The sequence below is a fragment of the Burkholderia humptydooensis genome, assembly GCF_001513745.1.
In the GTDB taxonomy this organism is placed as follows: Bacteria; Pseudomonadota; Gammaproteobacteria; order Burkholderiales; family Burkholderiaceae; genus Burkholderia; species Burkholderia humptydooensis.
Window position 1 is genome coordinate 1,420,776 of sequence record NZ_CP013382.1, and the last position, 18,013, is coordinate 1,438,788.

Below are 18,013 nucleotides of genomic sequence, written 5' to 3' on the forward strand. Positions count from 1 at the left end.
AGTCCAGGATGCTCAACGGCGACGGGTCTATCGGCAGATCGAGACCCATAAAAAACGCCTGCTCATGGCAGGCGTGTCGAAGGAAGAAATCTTGCGGTTGCTACGCTGTTGCCGGGCAAGCTTGTGCAGGGAGGAAAGCTGTCTTGATTGTCCGAAGCGTCGTCTTAAAACGGGGCCATATCAATGAGAAAATTCGATAATTTACCTTATGTCAAATTGGATGGCTAGCTGAACCTGTCGGACCTGTCAGGTTGATTCACGAATTTGTAAACATATTTACAAATCGTTACAGAATCCCACGCAGTCCACATAATGAATCCCACCGCGCCCCGTCATGGGACGGTCTCCGACTTTCTCGCGCTTACAGACGGCCTCTCCATCCGCCAAATTGCCGAAGCGCTTCGTTGCTGTACGCGTAGCGTCCGGAACTACTTGGCCGGCCGCTCGCCGATCCCGTGGCATCGCGTCGAAATACTACGCCTGCGCCAAGTCGAGATAGACGCAGCCCAAGCGGCCGCACAACAACTTATCAGCGAAATTCCCGTGGAGTCGACGATCGAGCCGGACGTATCCGCTCCCGACGTGACGCCCACCGAAATTCTCGCTTGGGTCGGCGTTCATGCTCCGCACTGCCTGTCCAGCCAGAGAAGGTTTCGCCAGTACGTTCGTGGTTGGAACGTTGTAGACAAGATCCGAAACTCAAAAGCGAAAGGCGCGTTCGCCGCCGTGCTGGCGAAATGGCGCGTGCTCGTCGTCGATCTGCCGCGCTCGTGGAAGTCATGGCGATCGGGCGGCGTCTTCGCCGACACGGACTCGCCCGCGTACCGCTGGCGCGCCAACGATCCATGACCACCCTCTTTTATTTGCTCGTGCGCCTGAAGTGTGAACGGTGTCGATCTGTCGTCGGATCGCCTCGCGCATTTCGAGCTCGAAGGCGACGCCCGGCAGGCGAATCCGCCAAATACGCTAGAATCCTCCGCCTGCCAATGATGCGACCCCGATAGCAACCTACTGGGGACAGGAGAGCATTGCACATGGATGAATACCGAACGCCCATCATTGATACCACCATCTTCACGGACGGCGCGGACGCAATCGGCGTCGGCCTGGATCACTGCCCCGCGTGCCAAACGAAGACCCCCGGGTATCTGTTCCACGAAACGGGAGACGAGTCTTTCGCCTTGGCTCGAGCACAGAACGGAGCACTAAAGATGAACGGGATGGAGGTTCTCGTGCTGGAATGCACGACATGCGGTTACTTATTGATGTTCAACCGCGAGCGGTTCACGGAACGCGTCGCGATTGCTGAGCACAAGCGGCTGCACGTCAATGATGAGCAGGATCAAACGAAATGAGCACCAACGTTCGCCCGTTTCCCAACAGCAAGCCCGGCAGACCTGTTGACTCATCAGGCTCAGGCGGCGATGATGGCGGCATGGAAACGCGCATTCAAGAACTTGAAAAGGCCACCGCAGACATCCGTGAGCGTCTCGCACGCATGGAGTCTGGGCTTGCACACGTCGCCACAAAGGCCGACGTCATGTCGGTAAAGACTGACGTTATGTCGATGGAAGGAACGCTGCTCAAGTGGTTCATCGGCACAGCTATTGCCCTTGCCGGTCTCGCATTCGCAGCCGCCAAATTGATTCATTGACGCAGCCCCGAGACTGCCCCGGAAGCCCCGCCTCATGCGGGGTTTTTCATGCGCCATCCACCGCGCAACAGATTACTTCCCTACCTTCCTGAAGTGCGACCGGTGCCGGTCCGTCGTGGGGTCATCGCGCATTTCGAGCTCGAGCGCGGTCGTGAATCCAACGTCGCCGATCGTGTGCGTTGCCTTCTTCACGAGCCACGCCGTCTCGTCGATTTCCGGCTTAAAGCCTGCCACGGTAACGGGCATCTCCGGGAACAGCTCGGCGCAGCCGCGCGCGAGCGTGTAGCTCATCGTCGCCTGGCTGCGCTGCATCCGCTTGAACTCGGCCTGCGCGGCCGCACGCGCTTCCGCCTCCGTTGCGTAATCTTCCGGCAGCACCTTCACGTTCTTGTTGTTCTCGCCCCCGACGATAACCGACTTCCGCTTCGCGCGGCCGGTCGAATGGTAGTGCGCGCGCACGGCTGCGTAGTTCTCGCGTTCGGACACGTGGTAGCGATGGCTGTCGCCGCTCGCGCGCGTCAGTTCAAGCACGTCGAGCTTCTTCCCGCTTGCCGTCTGGCCGGTGCCGATCGGCATGAACAGCAGGCGTAGGTCTTTCACGTTCATCACCGCGTCATAGCGCTTCGCCAGGCGCGTCAGAAACGACATGTCCGATTCGTGCGTCTGGTCGATGTGCGCAATCAGGATTTTCGCGAGCGCGTCGCCGACGGTCGGCGCCAGCGAGTAGCGCCCGGCGATCGCATGCACGATCGAGCCGATAGTCTGCCGATGCCAGCTCTTTTCGCGGCGCTCCTGCATGCCGCTCGTCATCGCGGCCGAGCGCGCGCGGATCGTGATGATGTCCGGCGCGCCGCTGTGCTCGACTTCGTTCACAACGAAGCTACCCTTGTCGACGAGCGGCTCGCCGGCCCATCCGATCGACGCCTTGATCGTCGCGCCGCGCTTCGGGATGTCCAGATCGTTTTTCGAGTCGTCGAGCACGATATCGATCGTATCCGCCTCATCGGAGCGCGACTCCGAAATCGACAGAGACACGAGCCGCGGCGCGAACAGGCGCGACAGATCGCGGCCGCCGACTGAAATGCGGTAGTCCGGCTGCGGATGCAGGCGCGCGACGCGCGGCGCGTCCTGCAATTCCGCCCTCGTGGTGCGTTCGTTCGTCGACGTAGCCATCAGCGCTTGTCCTTTCGCGTGTTCTTCTCGCGCGTCGTGCGCAGCACGTCGTCGTCGACGCGCTCGATCGTGAGCTGGAACTCGATGCGCCTCGGCGTGCCGTCCGCCGTGTGGTAGCTCTGCGTCTCGTTCAGCTCGGCGATCACGTACGCGCCGTAGACGTTGCCGGCGCCGTCGACGAGCACGTACGCTTCGCCGGTGTCCGCCATCGCGGCGAGCTCGCGAATCGACGCGATCGAGCCGAACGTCTCGGGCGCGACGAGGCCGTTCAGCGTGATCGTGTCATCGCCGACGCCGGCGAACTGGCGACCGTCGCGCGCGCCGACGCGCGAGCTCGTCGGATGCTTCCACGTGCGCCGGCGCTGCAATTCGCGAAACGGCGCGCTCGTCAGGCTGAAAACGAACTGGTCGAGGGACATGAGCATGCGTAGCTCCGGTTGCGTCAGTCGGACAGGCGCGAGCCGATGCGCGACTGCTTCGCGCGCTCGCGGCGATCGAGCGCGGCTTCGACGGCGCGCGCGATCGCGTGCGGGTCCTGCCCGGCCTGCGGGTAAATGTTGATGACGATCGGCGACGCCGGCGCGGCAGGCGATGAAGCCGCGGACGGCGCCGCGAGCGGCGCGCGGCGATCGATCGGCACGGTCGACTGCACGAGCGGCGCGGTTGGTTTGGCAAGCACTGCGCCGGCCGCGAGCACGGGCGAGCCGAACGATGCAACGGCAGCCATCGCAAGGCCGAGTGCCGCGTTCGCGACGCGCCGCTGCTCGCTCTCAATGCCCACCGCAGCGCCCTCGCCCACGAACCCGCCGAGCGTGGCAAACACGCGACTCGGGCTGTGGATGCCGAGCTTTTCCTTGAACCACACGACGGTCGAATCGGCGACGCTCGAAATCGTGTCTTTCACGGTGCCAAGGCCGTTCTTGATGCCGTTGACGAGCCCGTCGATCAGGTGGCCCCCGATTTCGGTAAAGCGCGCGCCGATGTCGCCGAACCAGTCGCCGATGCTCACGAGCTTCGATTTCACGCCCTCGACCGTCGCGTCCCATTTCGACTTGATCCAGTCGCCGGCCGTGCCGAACGCGCCCTTGATCGTCTCCCACAGGGCGGCGAACTTCGGTCCGAGCGTATCCCAGTTCTGCCAAACGTAGACAGCCGCGATGGCAAGGAGCGCGATGAAGGCGAGCAGCGGATTGGCGAGCGCGAGGCGGCCGAGCACCATGATGGCCCGACCGAGCATCGCGAGCGCGCGGCCGGCCATCGCGACACCTTGGACGAGACCGACGCGCAGCAGCGCAGCGAGGATCGAGAGCCCGCGTCCGAGGAAAAGCCCTGCACGCGCGACGGCTATGACGCTGCGCACGGCTGCGCCGCGCATGAATCCGGACATGACGTGCAGCCCACGCCAGAGCATCCGCGCGCCGCGAGATGCGAGCGAGAAACTTCGAACGACGCTGCCGCGCAGTAGCGATGCTAGCCCGCCGAATACGGTACGCAACAGCCCGCCCTTCATGCCGAGCGTCGTCATGCTGAAACGCACGACGGCGAGCGGGCCGAGCACGCCGGCGAGAACGATCGTGAACGTGCCGAGCACCACGAGCAGCGCCGCGAAGCCGGCAGCGAGCGCGATGATGACCTTCGTCGCTTGCGGATGCGCCTGAATCGTCTTCAGCAGCCTGTCGGCGAGCTCGCGCGTCTTGTCGAGCGCTGCGTTGTACATCGGCGCGATGCGCTCGCCGATTTCGTTCAGCAGGTCGCGCAGCTTCGCGCGCGCGTCGAGCTCCTTGCCGGGCGTCTGTTTCGACGCGAGGTCGTGCATTGCGTCGATGCCATACGCGCCCTTGTTCAGCTTCTCGTTCTTGTGGATTTGCTGGCTCTGCATGTACATCGTCGAGAACAGATTCGCGGCCGTCCGATTCGTGAAGATCGTCGAAATCATGTCCTTCACTTTGTCGGGGTCCGTGATGCCCTTCTTCGCCATCTGCGGCAGCAGCACCTTTTCGAGCCATTCGAGCGGCGACGCCTTGAACAGATCGCCGCCGAGCAGCGCGCCCGGCTTGATCCGCTTGATCATGCCGATTTTGTTGTACTCGACGTTCTTCTTGTCCAGCAGGCCGAGCTTCATCATCTCCTGCGCGGCCCGCACGGTCGTCTTGCCCTGGTAGACGTTGCTGTATGCGGACATGAGCCCGGTGCCGACCTGGTGCCCGCCCATTTCCTGAATCAGCGGCTCCATCTGGTAATAGAACGCGTCCTGGCGCATCTGCTTTGCTGCGACGCCGCCCGTCTGGATGAAGTTGCGCCACTCGTCGCCGCCGACGCGGCCGCCCGTTGCCGACAGCACCTTCTGCACCATGTTCGCTTCGTTCCTGAACGTCGCTTCGTCCCTCGTGCCGCCGCGCAGCTCGATGACCTTCAGCATGTTCATGAACTTCTCTTCGTTCGCGTGCGCGTCTTCCGCACCGAACATCGCCTCGTTCGCGAACTTCATTTTCGCCAGCGTCGGCATCACCATCTGCGCGTGGTGCTCGTCTGCGAAGATCGACAGCGCGTCGCGCATCAGCGTCATGTTGTCCGACGTGCTCACGCCCATCATCTTCATCGAGCGCACGTACTTCTCGGCGTCCTTCGTCGCCTGGTCGCCGAGGCCAAGCGCCGTGATGCGCGCACGCTCGTTCTGGATCTTCTTCGTTTCGTCGAGTGCCTCGCGCAGATCGCCGAGCGCGTGCGTGCCGGTCGAGCGCGCCGCGTAACCGCCGATCGCCATGCCGCCGGCGACGCCCTGTAGCGCCTGCATCTTGCCGCGCGCCGCGCCGAGCTTCTTCTCGCGCTCGGCCATGGCTTCGAGCTGGCGCGTCTGCGTCTGCATTGCCGCCGTCGTCTGCGCGATGTTCGAGCGCAGCGTGCGCTCGTGCTCGGCGAGCTGGCGCGTGTTGATGCCCGCGCTCGCGAGCTGCGCGCGCAACTCACGCACGCGGGCGGACTGCTTCTCGTGCTCGATCGACAGCCGCGCCGCGGACTGCTTCGCCTTCTCGAATTTGTCGATCATGTCGCGCGACGGCGGACCGAACGCACGCAGCGAATCCGCCAGGCGCTTCACGCGCGCCTGCGCCCGGTCGAGCTTCTCCGCGGTCCCGGCGAGCCCGGTTCGCATCTCGCGAAACGACGCGACGGCCTTCTGCTGCTTGCCGAGCTCGGCGAGCTCGCCGCGCGTTTGCTTGAGCGCCTGCGCGAGCCCCTTGTTGCTGTTCAGCACGTTCTTCAGGGGTTTCGTGAAGTTGTCGATCATGTCGAACATCACGCGCAGTTTCAGGGCGTTGTCCATCGTCACTCGTTTCCGCTACGTATCCGGGCGCGCTCGCGCCAGTCCATCAATTCGGCCAGGGAGAAGCCGTCCATCACGGCCGGCGTCCATCCGCCAAACACCGTCGCGATATCGGCCATCGCGTCTTCTACGCGGGCCGGGATTCCATGCTCGCTTTCAGCGCCTTCGGCATCAAAAAACCGGCGAAGATACCCCCCAACGCCACGAGGTCGGCCGGGTCCATGCCGGCCACGTCGAACTCGGTCAGCGTCGGCGTGCTGATGCGCGGCAACACCTTGCGCAGCGCGTCGACATCGAGATTCACGAGCGCGGCGAGCGACGTGCCGCGCAGCGCGCCCGCGGCTGGCTTGCGCAACGTCACCTGCGTAATGGTCTGCCCTTCGCGCTCGATCGGTGTGTCGAGCGTGTGCGTGTTCTCGTCGGGCGCGGCGTGGCCCGTCGTTTCGATGTGAGCGGTGTCGATGGTCGTCATGGTGTTTCCTGGGTTGGATGTGAAATTGGAATGGCCCGCGCTCGACGCGGGCGTCGATTACAGGCCCATCGCGCGGCGAAGGTCCGACGCGAGGTCCATGCCGTTGATCTTCTCGACCGCGTTCACGAAGTCGAGCTCGATGAGGTCGCGCCCGTTCACGGTCAGCTTGTAGTAGCTGGCGTTGGTCGTGATCTTGAATTTCGTGTCTTCCTTCGCCTTCGCGGTGCCCATGTCGATTTCCTCATGGCGGCCCTTCACGACCACTTCGATCTGGTCGTGCTTCTTGCTGTCCTCGCGCCGATAGCCGCCGGCGAAGCGCAGCAGCACGCCGTCGTGCTGCACGGCGCCGTACTGTTCGAGCACTTCGACCATGAAGCCGCCGCACGTCCATTCGAGCTGAAGCTCTTCGTTGCCGAAATCGATCTTCACGGGGCCAGTCATGCCGCTGCCCTGCCACGCTTCCATCTTGCGCTTGAGCTTCGGAAGGTTGAGCTCTTCGACTTCGCCGACGAAGTTCGCGCCGTTGTGAAAGACGTTGAAGCCCTTCAGTTTTCGAGGCATACCCATTGCGTTTGACTCCTGTTAGCCCGCCACGCGCGCCGGGAAATCGGCGAGGAAGCGGTCGGTGATGCGCTGGCGCAGCACCAGATTTTCGAGAGGCGGAACCGGCGTGTAGTCGTAATCGATGTACGCCTTGCCGGACGCGAGAATGTCGGCCGTGTTCGGCTCCGGATCGATCCACGCGCTACCGCCGATCAGGTAGCCGTTCGCGACCTGCTGCCGGAACCAGCCGTTGATGCTTTCCACGATGTCGCGCGCGAGCGACGGATTCAGCGGGCCGTCGACGACGGGCATCTGCGCTTCGGCGATCGAGTCGGCGGCGACCTGCGCCGTGCGCGTGTAGTTCTCGAACGCGAACTTCGGATCGTCCGAGCACGTGCGCTCGCCCCAGAACCGGAACCCGTTGCGGTTCACGAGCGTCGTCACTTCATGCTCGTTCAGGTAGCCCGCATCGGTCGCCGGGTCCTGCAAATCCCACGACACGTCGGCGCTGATGCCGGACACGCCGTTCACGACGACATTCGAAATCGTCTTGTGCCAGCCGATGTCGTTGTCGATCTTCGCGCGCAAGCCGGCGGCGATCGCCGGCGCCGGAATGACGGCCGTCGAATTCGTCGTGTCGTCCCAGCCGAGCCAGTCCGGCCAGATCACCATGATTTCGCGTTGGCCGAACTGCTTGCGGTACGCGGCGGCTTCTTCCTTCGTCTTGCAGCCGGACGCCGACACATAGGCCATCGCGCGCAGCGATTGCGCGGTCGCCACGAGCGCGGCCGCGACCGGCTGCGTGTCGAGGCCGGGCGCGGCGAGAATGCGCGGCTTCACGCCGAGCGCGGCCTGCGCGGCGAGCAGCGCCTTGATGCCCGTGTATTTGCCTTCCGGCGTCACGGTGCCGATGACGTTCGAGGTCGTCTCCGCTTCGTCCTTGCCTTCGGCGACGCGCACGACGACGGTCAGCGGCTTCGTCTGCTGGCCGATCGCGTCGAGCGTGCGGCGCAGCGTGCCTTTCTTGCCGGCCTTGCCGAGCGCGGCGACGACGTTCGTCAGCAGCACGGGCGTGTTCAGCGGAAACGCGCTCGCGTCGGCGTCGGCCGCCGTGCAGACGACGCCGAGCACGGCCGTCGACACCGAGCGAATCGGCCGGCCGCCTTCGTTGATTTCGATGACGCGAACGCCGTGGTGGTAATCCTGCGGCATGGTGTGCAGCTCCTGTTACGTAAAATCGGGAGGATTCCCGGTGATCGGGCCGGCGTCAGGCCGGGGCGTGTTCGGCGTCCGGCCGCGCGGCATCGACGGCGGCGGCCGGCTCGGCGGGCGGCATGCCTTCGGGCGCGACGGGCTCGGGCGGCGGCGGCACGTAGGGCGCGGGCATGTCGGGCCACGCGATCGCGTCCGGGAACGTGTCTTTCTGGATCGCGGCAACGAGCGCCATCTGGTAGGCCGACCAGGCTTTGAAGTAGTACGTCTGCTCGTCGTCGAGCTGGCCCGCTGCGTAGGCGTCGGCTTTGCCGAGGTTCTCCCGGCGCGCGATCGCCAACAGCCGCTCGAACTCGGCCATCGCCGCGTCGCGCTTCTCGCGCGCGATCAGCTCGGGCGGCACGGTCCACGCGCCGTCGATCCACGCGTGCCGCTCGGACGGGCGCGGCTCGGTCGTCAGGCCGAGGTCGGCCGGCGTCTTGCCCGCGATCGCGATCTCGACCGGCTCGCCCGTGTCGGTCCGATAGCAGACGCGGCCGCGGTAGTCCGGCAACAGGAACCACGCGCCGTCGCGGTAGAACGGCCACGTGGTCGGTGTGCGCGCCGGCGGCGCATCGAGCGTCGCGGACGCCGGAATCAGCCAGCGGCCGTCGTTGCGCGGATCGGCGTCCGGCTGGCCGCTGCTCAGGTATTCGCCCGTTGCCGGGTCGTAGTGGTGAATCAGCATGTCGTGTCTCTCAGGGTTAGTAGGCGCGAATCAGCGCGAGCAGCGCGACGTTGCGCGGGCGGGATTCGTCGCCGCCGTCGGGTTGAACCGTGATCGCGTGCGCGTGGCGGCCACCGCCGCCGACGCCGACGCCGTGCTGGTGATTTCCGGCGCCTTCGGTGTTGAACTCGTGCCCGTGGTTGCCGGCCGGGCTCGTCATCCCGTACACGTTGTCGTTGTCGCTGCCTTGCGCGCCGCGGTTGTTGGGCGAGCCCCACGTTCCCCACGGCGGGTTGTACATCTGCGGGTTCTCGCCCCACGGCGAAATGTGTTGGTGGTCTGGCGCTGCGGCCGTCCAACCGTGGTGGTCGTGCCAGCCCTGTACGTCGGTCCAGGCCGAATGCACGTGGTCCGGCGCTTCGCTCGACCCTGCCCCGTGTGCGTGCGCGTGGTTCTGGTCGCCCTGGAACGCGCCAATCTGGCGACTCGCGTCGACGCTGCCGCGCGCGTCGGACCAGCATCGAATGAACTCGCCGCGCAGCTCGGGCAGGCGAAACGTCGTCGCGCCGTCGCCGGTCGAGAAGCAGCCCCACCGATCCTTCATCCAGTCCGCATCGGAGACGAGCGCGCCGCTCGCCTGCGCATACGCCCACAGCTCGGGATAGTCGGCACGGTTCACGAGCACGCCGTTCGCCTTGAGGAAGCCCGGCCGCACGGTCGTGCGCGGCTCGAAGACAATCTGGCCGATCGTCGCGGCCGACAGGACCGAGCGCACCCATTCCGTCGTCGCGACGCGCGTCGATCGATCCGCCGCCGGCGGCGTCGGCACGGTGACAGCTTCTTCGAAGGCCACGAGCGACGGCGAGAACCGCACGACGGCGCGCGCGTTGCAGGTCACGCCGAACTCGCCATCGGCCGCGTGATAGAGGCCGGTATCCGGTGCGCCGTCGTTGGCGAACGTGAGCGACGGCGCGGCCGGGCTGCCTTCGGCGAGCACGAGCCGCTTGCCGGGCGCGAACGACACATCGCCGGCCAGCGTGCCGCCCTTGCTCTTGTCGAGCGGGTCGAGGTTGCCTTCGTGCCACACGATCCGCCCGTCGACGCGAAAGGTGCGATTCGCGAACTCGTAATGGAACGAGCCGAGGGTGGGCGACCACCAGCCGACCGCGCTCTTGCTCGCGTAGTGGTAGCCGTCGAGCGGGCCGAGGCTGATATGCGCCTCCCCGGCGCCTTGCCCGACAATCAGGTCGCGACCGATCTTGACGTTGCCGCCGAAGACAGCGCCCGCACCGCTGCCGTCGACGATCACCTGTCCCGTCGTCAGCGACCACGAGAACGGCCGATAGTCGTTGTAGGTGCCGTCCGGCGCGCCCTTCGGTGTCGACAGGAAATAGACGCTCCAGCCGTCGTTGCGGATGAGCGCGCCGTAGCCTTCGCAGACCGCGCGGAACTGGCCGCCGGCGCCGCCGGCGTCGATCGCGCGCGCCGTGACGCCTTCCGACGCGTCGACGCCGCCGCGCACCTGCAGCGCGGTCTTGCCGTCGTCGGCGCGATCGCCGATCAGCACGCGGCCGCCCGACGTGAAGCGCGCGACGCGCTTCTGCTTCGCGTCGCTCGCCGCGTCGTTGTTCGTGCCGTCGTTGACGCACACGTCGACGTACTCGCGGCCCCATGCGCCGGCGTCGAATCCTGCGCGCAGCGTCGCGACCAGGCGCGGGCTCAGATCGGGCAGCGTCGCGTCGCCGAACGTGCCGAACAGGCGCGCCTTGCCGGCCTTGCCGACGCCGGCCGTCTTCGGCGACACGTCGAGCTGCGCGGCGCGCTCGTCAGCGTCGGCGACGACGCGCACGCGCCCGTCGAACGTCGCGCCCGAGAGCGCCGCGTAGCGCCGCCTCGCCGTCTTCGGCGTGATCGCGCGCGTGTCGTCGTCGCCGGCGTCCACTTCGGCCTGCGTGGCGAGCTCGACCACGCCCTGGCGCTCGGTCGTCGCCGGCGGATTCAGGAACGTCGCCGGCCCGAACTCGAGCTTGGCCGCGTCGATCGTCGCGAAAACGACATCGGTCGCGAGCAGCATCATTGCCGCGGGCGATTTTTCGAGAATCGGCGTGTCCTGCACGTACACGGCGAACAGCACGCCGTTGTCGAGATACAGGCCGAACGCGTACAGCGAGTATTGATCGCCTGTGTCGTCCTGGATCACGACATGCACCGTGTCCGGCGCGACGTTTTCGCCGCCGAACGTGGACACGCGCTTGCGCTCGTTCGGCAACGTCTTCATGCCGCGGTCGAACGCGAACGGCGCGGTGCCGAGCCCGATTTCGACGACGCGGCGCGCGGCCGTGCCGGTATTGCCGTCGGCGACCAGGGCCGCGCGGCCGGCGTCGGTGATGTTGATGAGCATTCCAGCCATGTCAGATATCCGTGAGGGACAGGCGGCGATACACCGCCGCGCGTGCGCCCGCGCCGATGCGCTGCGTGCCTGTCGCGCTGAAACCCTGCGTGAACGTGTAGTGCGCGGTGCCGCGCTTGGCCCGGTCGACTTCGGCGATGATGTCGGCGACGTATTCGGCGGTCGCCGGGATGCCGTCGCGCGCGCCGACCGTCATCAGGATTTCGAACGTGCCCGGCCGGCCCTTCGGCGTCTTCTCGAACCACTCGCGCATCGCGACGTTCGCGCCGAACGACGCGCACACTTCGCGCACGGCCGCGGCCGTGCCTTTCTTGCGCGCGATCCGGATCGCCGCTTTCACGCGCGCGCGCTTCACCTGTTCGGGCCAGTAGTCCTTCCACGTCTCGACGCCGAGGTGCCACGCGAGCCACGGCAGGAACCGCAGCGGGATCGTGTCCGGGTTCATCAGCGTGCCGATGTCGACCGGAATCGCGCTGATGCGCGCGTTCGTCTCCGCGATCCGGCGTTCGAGCGCGGTCGCGTTCGGGGGCAGCAGCGAGGTTGCCAACTTAGTCATCCGCGACACCGCCGTCGATCAGCTCGATTCCGGTGCAGTACGGCGCCTGCTCGTGCGTCACGGGAACGCCGCCGGCGGGCGAGTCGAGCAACACCTTTTGCACGCCGGCGACGCGCATCGCCGCGTGCAGGCCGTCGACCGTGATTTCCATGCCGATGCGCCGCATGTCCGCCGCGAACCTGTCGGTGCGCTTGCGGGCTTCCGCGAGCGCCACGCCGCGATCCGGGCCGGAGAAGAAGCGCAGCGTCGCGCGGATCGCATACGGCACGACTTTCGCGCTCTGCACGATCACCTGGTCGGTTTGCGGGCGCACGCCTTCGAGCGCCGCGCTTACGATGTCGATGAGCGCATCGCTCGCCGTGCCGTCGCCTTCGCGCGACAGGACCGTGACGACCATCACGCACGGCTCGGGGCTGCGCGCGGACGCGGACAGCACGCGGCCGTCCGCCGCGCGCATGGAACACGTACGCTTCTTCGGGGCCGGCGACGGAGAAGCCGCGCGGCGCGAGCTGCACGCGCTCGCGCAGATTGTCGTCGTCCTCATAGACCGCATCGATACCGTTCTGCGGATCAGCCGCCGTGATCACGAGCCGCTCGACATCGAACAGCGCGGCGATGTGGTCGAGCGTCGTGCCGCGTGCATAGGCGAGCAGCACGCCGCGCGATTTGTCGTTGATGAGCTGCCGCAGCAGGACTTCGCGATACGCGTTCTCCTGAAGGACGCGCGTCACGGGCTCGGATTCGAGCGCGAGCGTCGCGGCGATTTCCGCCTGGTGCTCGACCGGATACAGCGACACGAGACGCGCCTTGCGTTCGGCGAACAGCGTCTCGAAGTCGAGCGGGTCGACGATATCCGGCGCCGGGAGCTGCGAGAGGTCGATGGGCGTGCTTCTCACGATGCGCCCCCGTTCGACAGCGGCACGCGTAGCGACACGAGCTCGTCGCGCTCGTCGGTCCAGCCTTCGATGTCGACGAACTGCCGGCCGGCGAAAGCGTCGGCGGCCGACGCCGAAATCTGAACGCGCGTGACGGTCAAGCGCGGCTCCCACCGCATGAGCGCAGTCGCGATCGCCGCGTACAGGCGAATCCGGGTTGCGCCGTTGGCGGGCGCGTCGATCAGATCGGGCAGTTCCGAGCCGAACGTGCGGCGCTGGATGCACGAGCCAAGCGGCGTCGAGACGATGCGGCCGATGGACTGCGCGAGGTGATCGAGCCCGGACATCGAGCGGCCCGTCTCTGCGTTCATGCCCCTCATAGCGGCGGGCTCACTTCGGCCGATTCGCCGCGTGCCTGGTGGGTATGGAAGGGCAAGCTCTTGCCCATCGAGCGCACTTCGCCCGTGAAATCGGCCGCGCCGTCGATGCGCATGACGTTGCCGCCGCCGGTGCTACCCGAGCCCGTCATGCCAGACTCGAACACGAGCGGCCCTTTCACGAGCAAGGCGCCCGTGCAGGTCGTCTGTCCGGCGTCGAGCGTGACCGACACGGCCTTCACGGTCGCCGATTCCGTCTCGACCGTGACCGACACGGGCGCAACGAGGCGTACCGTCGCGCCGGCGGGCAGTTCGGCCGTGAGCGCATGCGCGTCGTGGTCGTAGCTCACGCGCGCGCCGTCCGCGTAGACGCGGGTGTGGGTGTTCGGCACGTTGTCCGGTGCGGGGAACGCGTCGGAGAACACGCCGCGCAGCGCGACGCCTTGCGCAAGGTCGCCCATCGCGCCGAGCACGACGACTTGCTCGCCCTTCGTCGGCGGCAACCATTCGCGCGTGTTGCCGGCCGCGGGCGTGAGCCACGGAATCCAGTTCGTTTGCAGGCCGTCGTCGTCCGATTCGCCGATCGCCACGCGGCAAAGCGCCGCCTTGTGGTCGACATCGAGAATCGAGCCTTTGCGCACGGCGTTGCGTGCTTGCCGTTGAATTTCGTTCGCATCCATACCGGCAATGGTGCCGGTCGCCCGCGCGGGGCGCGAGCACTCGCCTTTGTCATGCCGCCGGGTACAGCGCGCTCGTGATCCGCGCGGCGAATCGGGCGTCGACAATGGCCGCTCGACACACGCAACGGCGCGTGCGGCACGTGCTGCGCGCGCATTTCCACTCTCGCAACACGATGACGATTCACGCTACCGACGCCGCGCCCGTGGCCGATCTTTCCCCGCTACTCGACCGACTTCACGCAATGGATGCACTCACGCTCGCGCGCATGCTGCCCGACGCGTCAATCGATATGGTGTTCACCGATCCGCCGTATTCGTCGGGCGGGCTGCACACGTCGGCGCGCTCGCGGCCGCCGAGCGCGAAGTGCATCAACAGCGACACGAAGACCGTCTATACCGACTTCGAGAGCGACAACATGGACCAGCGTGCGTGGGCGTTCTGGTGTCACGCCTGGTTGAGCGAATGCCGCCGCGCGTTGAAGCCGGGCGGGCTGCTCGTGAGCTTCATCGACTGGCGCCAGCTCCCGACGCTGACCGATGTCGTGCAGGCGGCCGGCTTGATCCTGCGCGGCGTCGCGGTATGGGACAAGACGCCCGGCCGCACGCGGCCGCGGCGCGGCGGCTTCGCGCAACAGGCCGAATTCGTCGTATGGGCGAGCCGCGGCGCAATGCGCGATTGCGATGTGTATCTGCCGGGCGTGTTCCCGTGCCGTTTGCCGGTGCCGAAGCGGCACGTCACCGAGAAGCCGCTCGATATAGCGCGCGAAGTCGTGCGGCTCGTGCCGGCCGGCGGTGTCGTGTGCGATCTGTTTGCCGGTTCCGGCACGTTTCTCGCCGCGGCGCGTGAGGCCGGCCTACATTGGATCGGATGTGAGACGAACCAGGCGTATCACGCGATCGCAGAACAGCGCTTGGCCATAACCAATTGCATTTGAAGCCCGTGATAGTTGCAATCGACGAGGTCTCATACGCGAAATAACTACAAATAGGCGAACGGTTTTGCTTACGCCTTAAGGCTCTGCGCTACCTCTTGGAAGTACCGTATAAGGCCAAGCACGACTAATACCCGTGCGACGTACATCCAGAGTCGATTGTCGACATTCTTGGAGCAACCCCATGCGGCGTTACACCATGCAAAATAGAGAGCGGAATAGATTGTGAAGAGACCGAGTATTAAAGCAGGCGACAGACCGCCAGATTGGAACCATTCGGCTGCCGCGACTCCTATGAGATTCAAAGGCATCCCGAGCAGCCACCACACTTTCCACAAGCGCTCTTCACCGCGCCAAGCTCGCTTCAGCATATGACTCTCCCCTGGCTCGCACTTCGTTCGAGAGCAAGTACCTCCCGTCGCCGCATGAGAGGTACCTATTCGACCTGCGTCATTCAGTGTCAGACTATACTGGTTGTTGGGTGAACTGGAAATCGCTCGGCACATATCAGCGACGCTAATCGTACAATCGTTCGGATTCGTTCCACGGTCCGTCTAGCGCAGGCACACCGTGGGCGTGGCGATCAATCCGAGCGGTTCAACGATTCAGGTAGCGTAGCAGCCGATCGCGCACGAGCTCGCGATCGGCATCCGAGAAACCAAGCACGACACGAACCGGATACTGCGCGAGCGGCCCACCCGGCTCGACGGGCGCCTTCTGGCCCTCCTGGTGGACACGTGCGATGCGCGACAGTCGTTCGTCGAAGCCGATCGCCAGGCCCGTGTTGTCGACATCGATGCGCAGATAGCGCGCGGTGCGCAGCTTCCGGAACATCGCCTCGCGCTTGACGCGGCCGGCCTTCTCGCGCAAGCGCTTGCCGCCTGCCTTCACCTTCCGCGGCGCATACGCGGACCCGTCCGGATTCCGCTGTGCGGCCACGCGCGATTGCTGCGCGCGCCGCAGATCGCGGCCGAGCTCGCGCAGCAGTTGACGGCGGGCCGCCGGCGACAGCTTCGCGAGCAACCCGCCCGCCCAGCGTTCGAGCGCCTGAAGATCGTCCGTCATGAAAGCCACTCGTCGGCTGCGTCGTCGATGTGCTCGACCGTCCGGTTGCCGGCTGCGTCGGTTCCGACCACGACGCTTTCCGACAGCTTCACTTTGAGCCCGAGGTCGACGGCGTTGTTCGACAGGATGTCCGCGACGAACGTCATGCCGTTGCGGCGCTCGTCCCGATTCGTCACGAGGTCAGGCTGATTCGCGCGCGCCCATTCGACAACGGCGATCATCACGTCGTCCGGGTTGCCGATGAAGTCGCGAATGATGATCTCGCACTCGTATTCGTAGTCGAACGACGCCGTGCGCGTGCCCGTCGCCTCGATCCGGCCCTCGTTGACGAACACGAGCAACTGGTCCGGCGAGGCGTTGAGCTGCGGCAATGCGGCGACGAGCGCCGCGCGCAGGCTGCTCGGCTTATTCATGGCTGTCCGTCCGCCGCACACGTGCCTGACACGTCGCGATCATGTCGACTTCGGACGCGCAGCGCGCCCACGCCGCGCGCGCGACGTGCAGCGCGTCGCTGAGTTCACCGTTGGTTCGCGGCGCCATCGCCGGCATCGTGCACGGCGTCACCGCCGCGCATTCGTTGAGCGTAATCGTCGGCGCCATTGAGGGCGGGGCTTGCGTGCAGGCGCACAACATCGTCAGGCAGAGCGCCAGCAGCCCAGGCGCGCACGGCGGCGCTTTCATCGATCAGTCTCCGCAGTTCGTTTCGATAGGTCGCGAGCGTCGCGTCGACGCCGGCGCGCGCGCGATCGAGCTGCGCGCGCTGCGCATCTTTCGCCTTGGCATCGGCCAACAGACGCTCGATGACGGCGGCGCTCGCCTGCGCCTCGTGTTTCGCGCGGCGCGCGTCGTCGGTCGCCCGGTCGAGCTGCGCGCGCAGCGCGCGGCCGTGCTGACAGCTTGCGACGAGCGCGATCAACGCGAGCAGCGCCAGCCACGGCATGAGGCGCGAGAGGTTCATGCGGCCGCCTTGCCCGTGCCGGCGTACTTCGCATACGCGCGGTCGAGCTTCACGTCATACAGGTTGATCGCGAATTCCGGACCGTTGTAGCCTTCCGCGAACGCCGCCCACTTCCGGGCACGAAGCGCGACCAGCAGTTTCTTGTCGGCCGCGACGTACCGCACGAACGCGTCGAGGTGCTCGGCTTCGCCCAGCTCCATACGGGACACGAATTCGTCGACGCTCGCGTAGTTCAGGCGCTTCCAGTGGTACGCCATCACCTGGAATGCGCCCCAGCTCGCCGACTCGTAGGCGGATGCCGCGTCGATCCGCGCCGCGGTGTCGAGCCGCACGTATTCGGCGGCGCCGCCCTGATAGCCGCCGCGCTTCGGATTGACGACTCCCGGCCAACGCGCGGCGGCCGTATCCGCCGCTTCCTTGCCGACATTCACGACGAGCCGCTGATACATGACGTGCCGCTCGAACAGGATCTTCGGCCGGCCGTCGTCCAGAAAGCCCACGCCGCGGGACTCAACTTCGTTGACAGCCCGCACGCACGCGAGCGATACGCCGAGCGTCGCGGCCGCGCGCGCGAGGTCGGCGTCCGTCAGGTGCTTGGGGTCGCGCTGCCCGCTGGCGAGCACCCGGTACGTCTTCGGGCCGGCGATGCCGTCGACGACGAGGCCCGCGGCCGCCTGCAACGTCTGGACGGCCCGCTCGGTCTGTTCGTCGTAAAGGTGCGACACGTCGACCGGGTAGCCGGCGCGCACGAGGCGCTGCTGCAGCAGCCCGACTTCCGCGCCGTGATCGTTGAATCGAAGGATGTTCACGCTTCGTCACTCCGTAGAAGGCGCGCGACGTTGCCGCGCGCGAGGTACACCAACACGGCGAGCAGAACCGCGAGCGCCGCGTGAAAGAAGCCGGTCGGCTTCGGATGAAACAGCAGCTCGATCGCCGAGCCGCCGGAAATCGCGACGATCACCCAGGCTGCCCACGCGACGTGGAAGCGATGCCGCGCGCCGTTCTTGCGGTAGGTCAGCACGCGCACGATGACGGCCAGGTGCGCGGCGAGCGCGACGAGTGCGGATGAGACATGCAC

General features: G+C 66.2%; 21 protein-coding genes and 3 pseudogenes. 4 read left to right on the forward strand and 20 right to left on the reverse strand.

What is annotated here, in order from left to right:
* Positions 1-312: 312 nt before the first annotated feature.
* From AQ610_RS36990 to AQ610_RS25225, 3 genes are all read left to right on the forward strand, one after another.
* Positions 313-849, forward strand: coding sequence for an IS21 family transposase (locus tag AQ610_RS36990; protein WP_197417890.1), 537 nt, complete (start codon positions 313-315; stop codon positions 847-849).
* A 185-nt stretch (positions 850-1,034) separates the two neighbouring features.
* Positions 1,035-1,355 carry a hypothetical protein gene (locus AQ610_RS25220; protein WP_009915001.1) on the forward strand — a complete coding sequence of 107 codons (321 nt, stop codon included), beginning with the start codon at positions 1,035-1,037 and terminating at the stop codon, positions 1,353-1,355.
* A complete protein-coding gene (locus tag AQ610_RS25225; protein ID WP_015602328.1) occupies positions 1,352-1,654 on the forward strand; it encodes a hypothetical protein in 303 nt (100 codons plus the stop codon). Before AQ610_RS25220 ends, AQ610_RS25225 begins: the two co-directional genes overlap by 4 nt.
* A gap of 72 nt (positions 1,655-1,726) precedes the next feature.
* Here AQ610_RS25225 and AQ610_RS25230 read toward each other — a convergent pair whose 3' ends face one another.
* From AQ610_RS25230 to AQ610_RS34810, 14 genes and pseudogenes are all read right to left on the reverse strand, one after another.
* Positions 1,727-2,827 (reverse strand): phage late control D family tail protein, encoded by a 1,101-nt coding sequence (locus AQ610_RS25230; protein WP_009915000.1) that lies wholly within the window; start codon positions 2,825-2,827, stop codon positions 1,727-1,729.
* On the reverse strand, positions 2,827-3,252 hold the full coding sequence (locus tag AQ610_RS25235) for a phage tail protein (RefSeq protein WP_009914999.1): 426 nt from the start codon (positions 3,250-3,252) through the stop codon (positions 2,827-2,829). The genes AQ610_RS25230 and AQ610_RS25235 overlap by 1 nt, the downstream gene beginning before the upstream one ends.
* A 17-nt stretch (positions 3,253-3,269) precedes the next feature.
* Positions 3,270-6,149: a phage tail tape measure protein gene (locus AQ610_RS25240; protein ID WP_006027241.1), complete on the reverse strand. Its 2,880-nt coding sequence runs from the start codon at positions 6,147-6,149 to the stop codon at positions 3,270-3,272.
* 2 nt (positions 6,150-6,151) lie between these two features.
* Positions 6,152-6,268 carry a GpE family phage tail protein gene (locus AQ610_RS31990; protein ID WP_009914998.1) on the reverse strand — a complete coding sequence of 39 codons (117 nt, stop codon included), beginning with the start codon at positions 6,266-6,268 and terminating at the stop codon, positions 6,152-6,154.
* An 8-nt stretch (positions 6,269-6,276) separates the two neighbouring features.
* The gene (locus tag AQ610_RS25245; RefSeq protein ID WP_004531064.1) at positions 6,277-6,621 is read right to left on the reverse strand and encodes a phage tail assembly protein; all 345 of its coding nucleotides are present in this window, start codon (positions 6,619-6,621) and stop codon (positions 6,277-6,279) included.
* Positions 6,622-6,678: 57 nt separating this feature from the next.
* Complete coding sequence (locus tag AQ610_RS25250; protein WP_014696837.1) at positions 6,679-7,188, reverse strand: phage major tail tube protein; 510 nt, start codon at positions 7,186-7,188, stop codon at positions 6,679-6,681.
* 15 nt (positions 7,189-7,203) lie between these two features.
* A complete protein-coding gene (locus AQ610_RS25255) occupies positions 7,204-8,376 on the reverse strand; it encodes a phage tail sheath protein (protein ID WP_006027243.1) in 1,173 nt (390 codons plus the stop codon).
* A 55-nt stretch (positions 8,377-8,431) separates the two neighbouring features.
* Entirely contained in the window at positions 8,432-9,103 is a 672-nt protein-coding gene (locus AQ610_RS25260; RefSeq protein WP_006027244.1) for a tail fiber assembly protein, read from the reverse strand.
* 16 nt (positions 9,104-9,119) lie between these two features.
* Positions 9,120-11,483 carry a phage tail protein gene (locus tag AQ610_RS25265; RefSeq protein ID WP_006027245.1) on the reverse strand — a complete coding sequence of 788 codons (2,364 nt, stop codon included), beginning with the start codon at positions 11,481-11,483 and terminating at the stop codon, positions 9,120-9,122.
* Between the two features lie 10 nt (positions 11,484-11,493).
* Entirely contained in the window at positions 11,494-12,048 is a 555-nt protein-coding gene (locus AQ610_RS25270; protein WP_043282751.1) for a phage tail protein I, read from the reverse strand.
* Positions 12,041-12,944, reverse strand: a pseudogene (locus AQ610_RS38230) (baseplate assembly protein). The gene AQ610_RS25270 and the pseudogene AQ610_RS38230 overlap by 8 nt, the downstream one beginning before the upstream one ends.
* Complete coding sequence (locus AQ610_RS25280) at positions 12,941-13,303, reverse strand: GPW/gp25 family protein (protein WP_043282752.1); 363 nt, start codon at positions 13,301-13,303, stop codon at positions 12,941-12,943. Before AQ610_RS25280 ends, AQ610_RS38230 begins: the two are co-directional and overlap by 4 nt.
* On the reverse strand, positions 13,300-13,980 hold the full coding sequence (locus AQ610_RS25285) for a phage baseplate assembly protein V (RefSeq protein ID WP_006027249.1): 681 nt from the start codon (positions 13,978-13,980) through the stop codon (positions 13,300-13,302). Before AQ610_RS25285 ends, AQ610_RS25280 begins: the two co-directional genes overlap by 4 nt.
* Positions 13,902-14,135: pseudogene (locus AQ610_RS34810) on the reverse strand (hypothetical protein); the annotation flags it as partial. The gene AQ610_RS25285 and the pseudogene AQ610_RS34810, both read right to left, overlap by 79 nt.
* A gap of 18 nt (positions 14,136-14,153) precedes the next feature.
* Here AQ610_RS34810 and AQ610_RS25290 point away from each other — a divergent pair.
* Positions 14,154-14,915: a DNA-methyltransferase gene (locus AQ610_RS25290; protein WP_043282852.1), complete on the forward strand. Its 762-nt coding sequence runs from the start codon at positions 14,154-14,156 to the stop codon at positions 14,913-14,915.
* A 594-nt stretch (positions 14,916-15,509) separates the two neighbouring features.
* Here AQ610_RS25290 and AQ610_RS25295 read toward each other — a convergent pair.
* The 6 genes and pseudogenes from AQ610_RS25295 to AQ610_RS25320 all read right to left on the reverse strand — a co-directional run bounded on the left by AQ610_RS25295 (position 15,510) and on the right by AQ610_RS25320 (position 18,013).
* Positions 15,510-15,977: a phage virion morphogenesis protein gene (locus AQ610_RS25295; protein ID WP_006027251.1), complete on the reverse strand. Its 468-nt coding sequence runs from the start codon at positions 15,975-15,977 to the stop codon at positions 15,510-15,512.
* Positions 15,974-16,390: a phage tail protein gene (locus AQ610_RS25300; protein ID WP_006027252.1), complete on the reverse strand. Its 417-nt coding sequence runs from the start codon at positions 16,388-16,390 to the stop codon at positions 15,974-15,976. The genes AQ610_RS25295 and AQ610_RS25300 overlap by 4 nt, the downstream gene beginning before the upstream one ends.
* Positions 16,383-16,658: an Rz1-like lysis system protein LysC gene (lysC, locus tag AQ610_RS37635; RefSeq protein ID WP_231749067.1), complete on the reverse strand. Its 276-nt coding sequence runs from the start codon at positions 16,656-16,658 to the stop codon at positions 16,383-16,385. The genes AQ610_RS25300 and lysC overlap by 8 nt, the downstream gene beginning before the upstream one ends.
* Positions 16,579-16,935, reverse strand: a pseudogene (gene lysB / locus AQ610_RS25310) (Rz-like lysis system protein LysB); the annotation flags it as partial. The gene lysC and the pseudogene lysB, both read right to left, overlap by 80 nt.
* A complete protein-coding gene (locus tag AQ610_RS25315) occupies positions 16,932-17,744 on the reverse strand; it encodes an N-acetylmuramidase domain-containing protein (protein ID WP_006027254.1) in 813 nt (270 codons plus the stop codon). The gene AQ610_RS25315 and the pseudogene lysB, both read right to left, overlap by 4 nt.
* On the reverse strand, positions 17,741-18,013 hold the full coding sequence (locus tag AQ610_RS25320) for a phage holin family protein (RefSeq protein ID WP_004524440.1): 273 nt from the start codon (positions 18,011-18,013) through the stop codon (positions 17,741-17,743). Before AQ610_RS25320 ends, AQ610_RS25315 begins: the two co-directional genes overlap by 4 nt.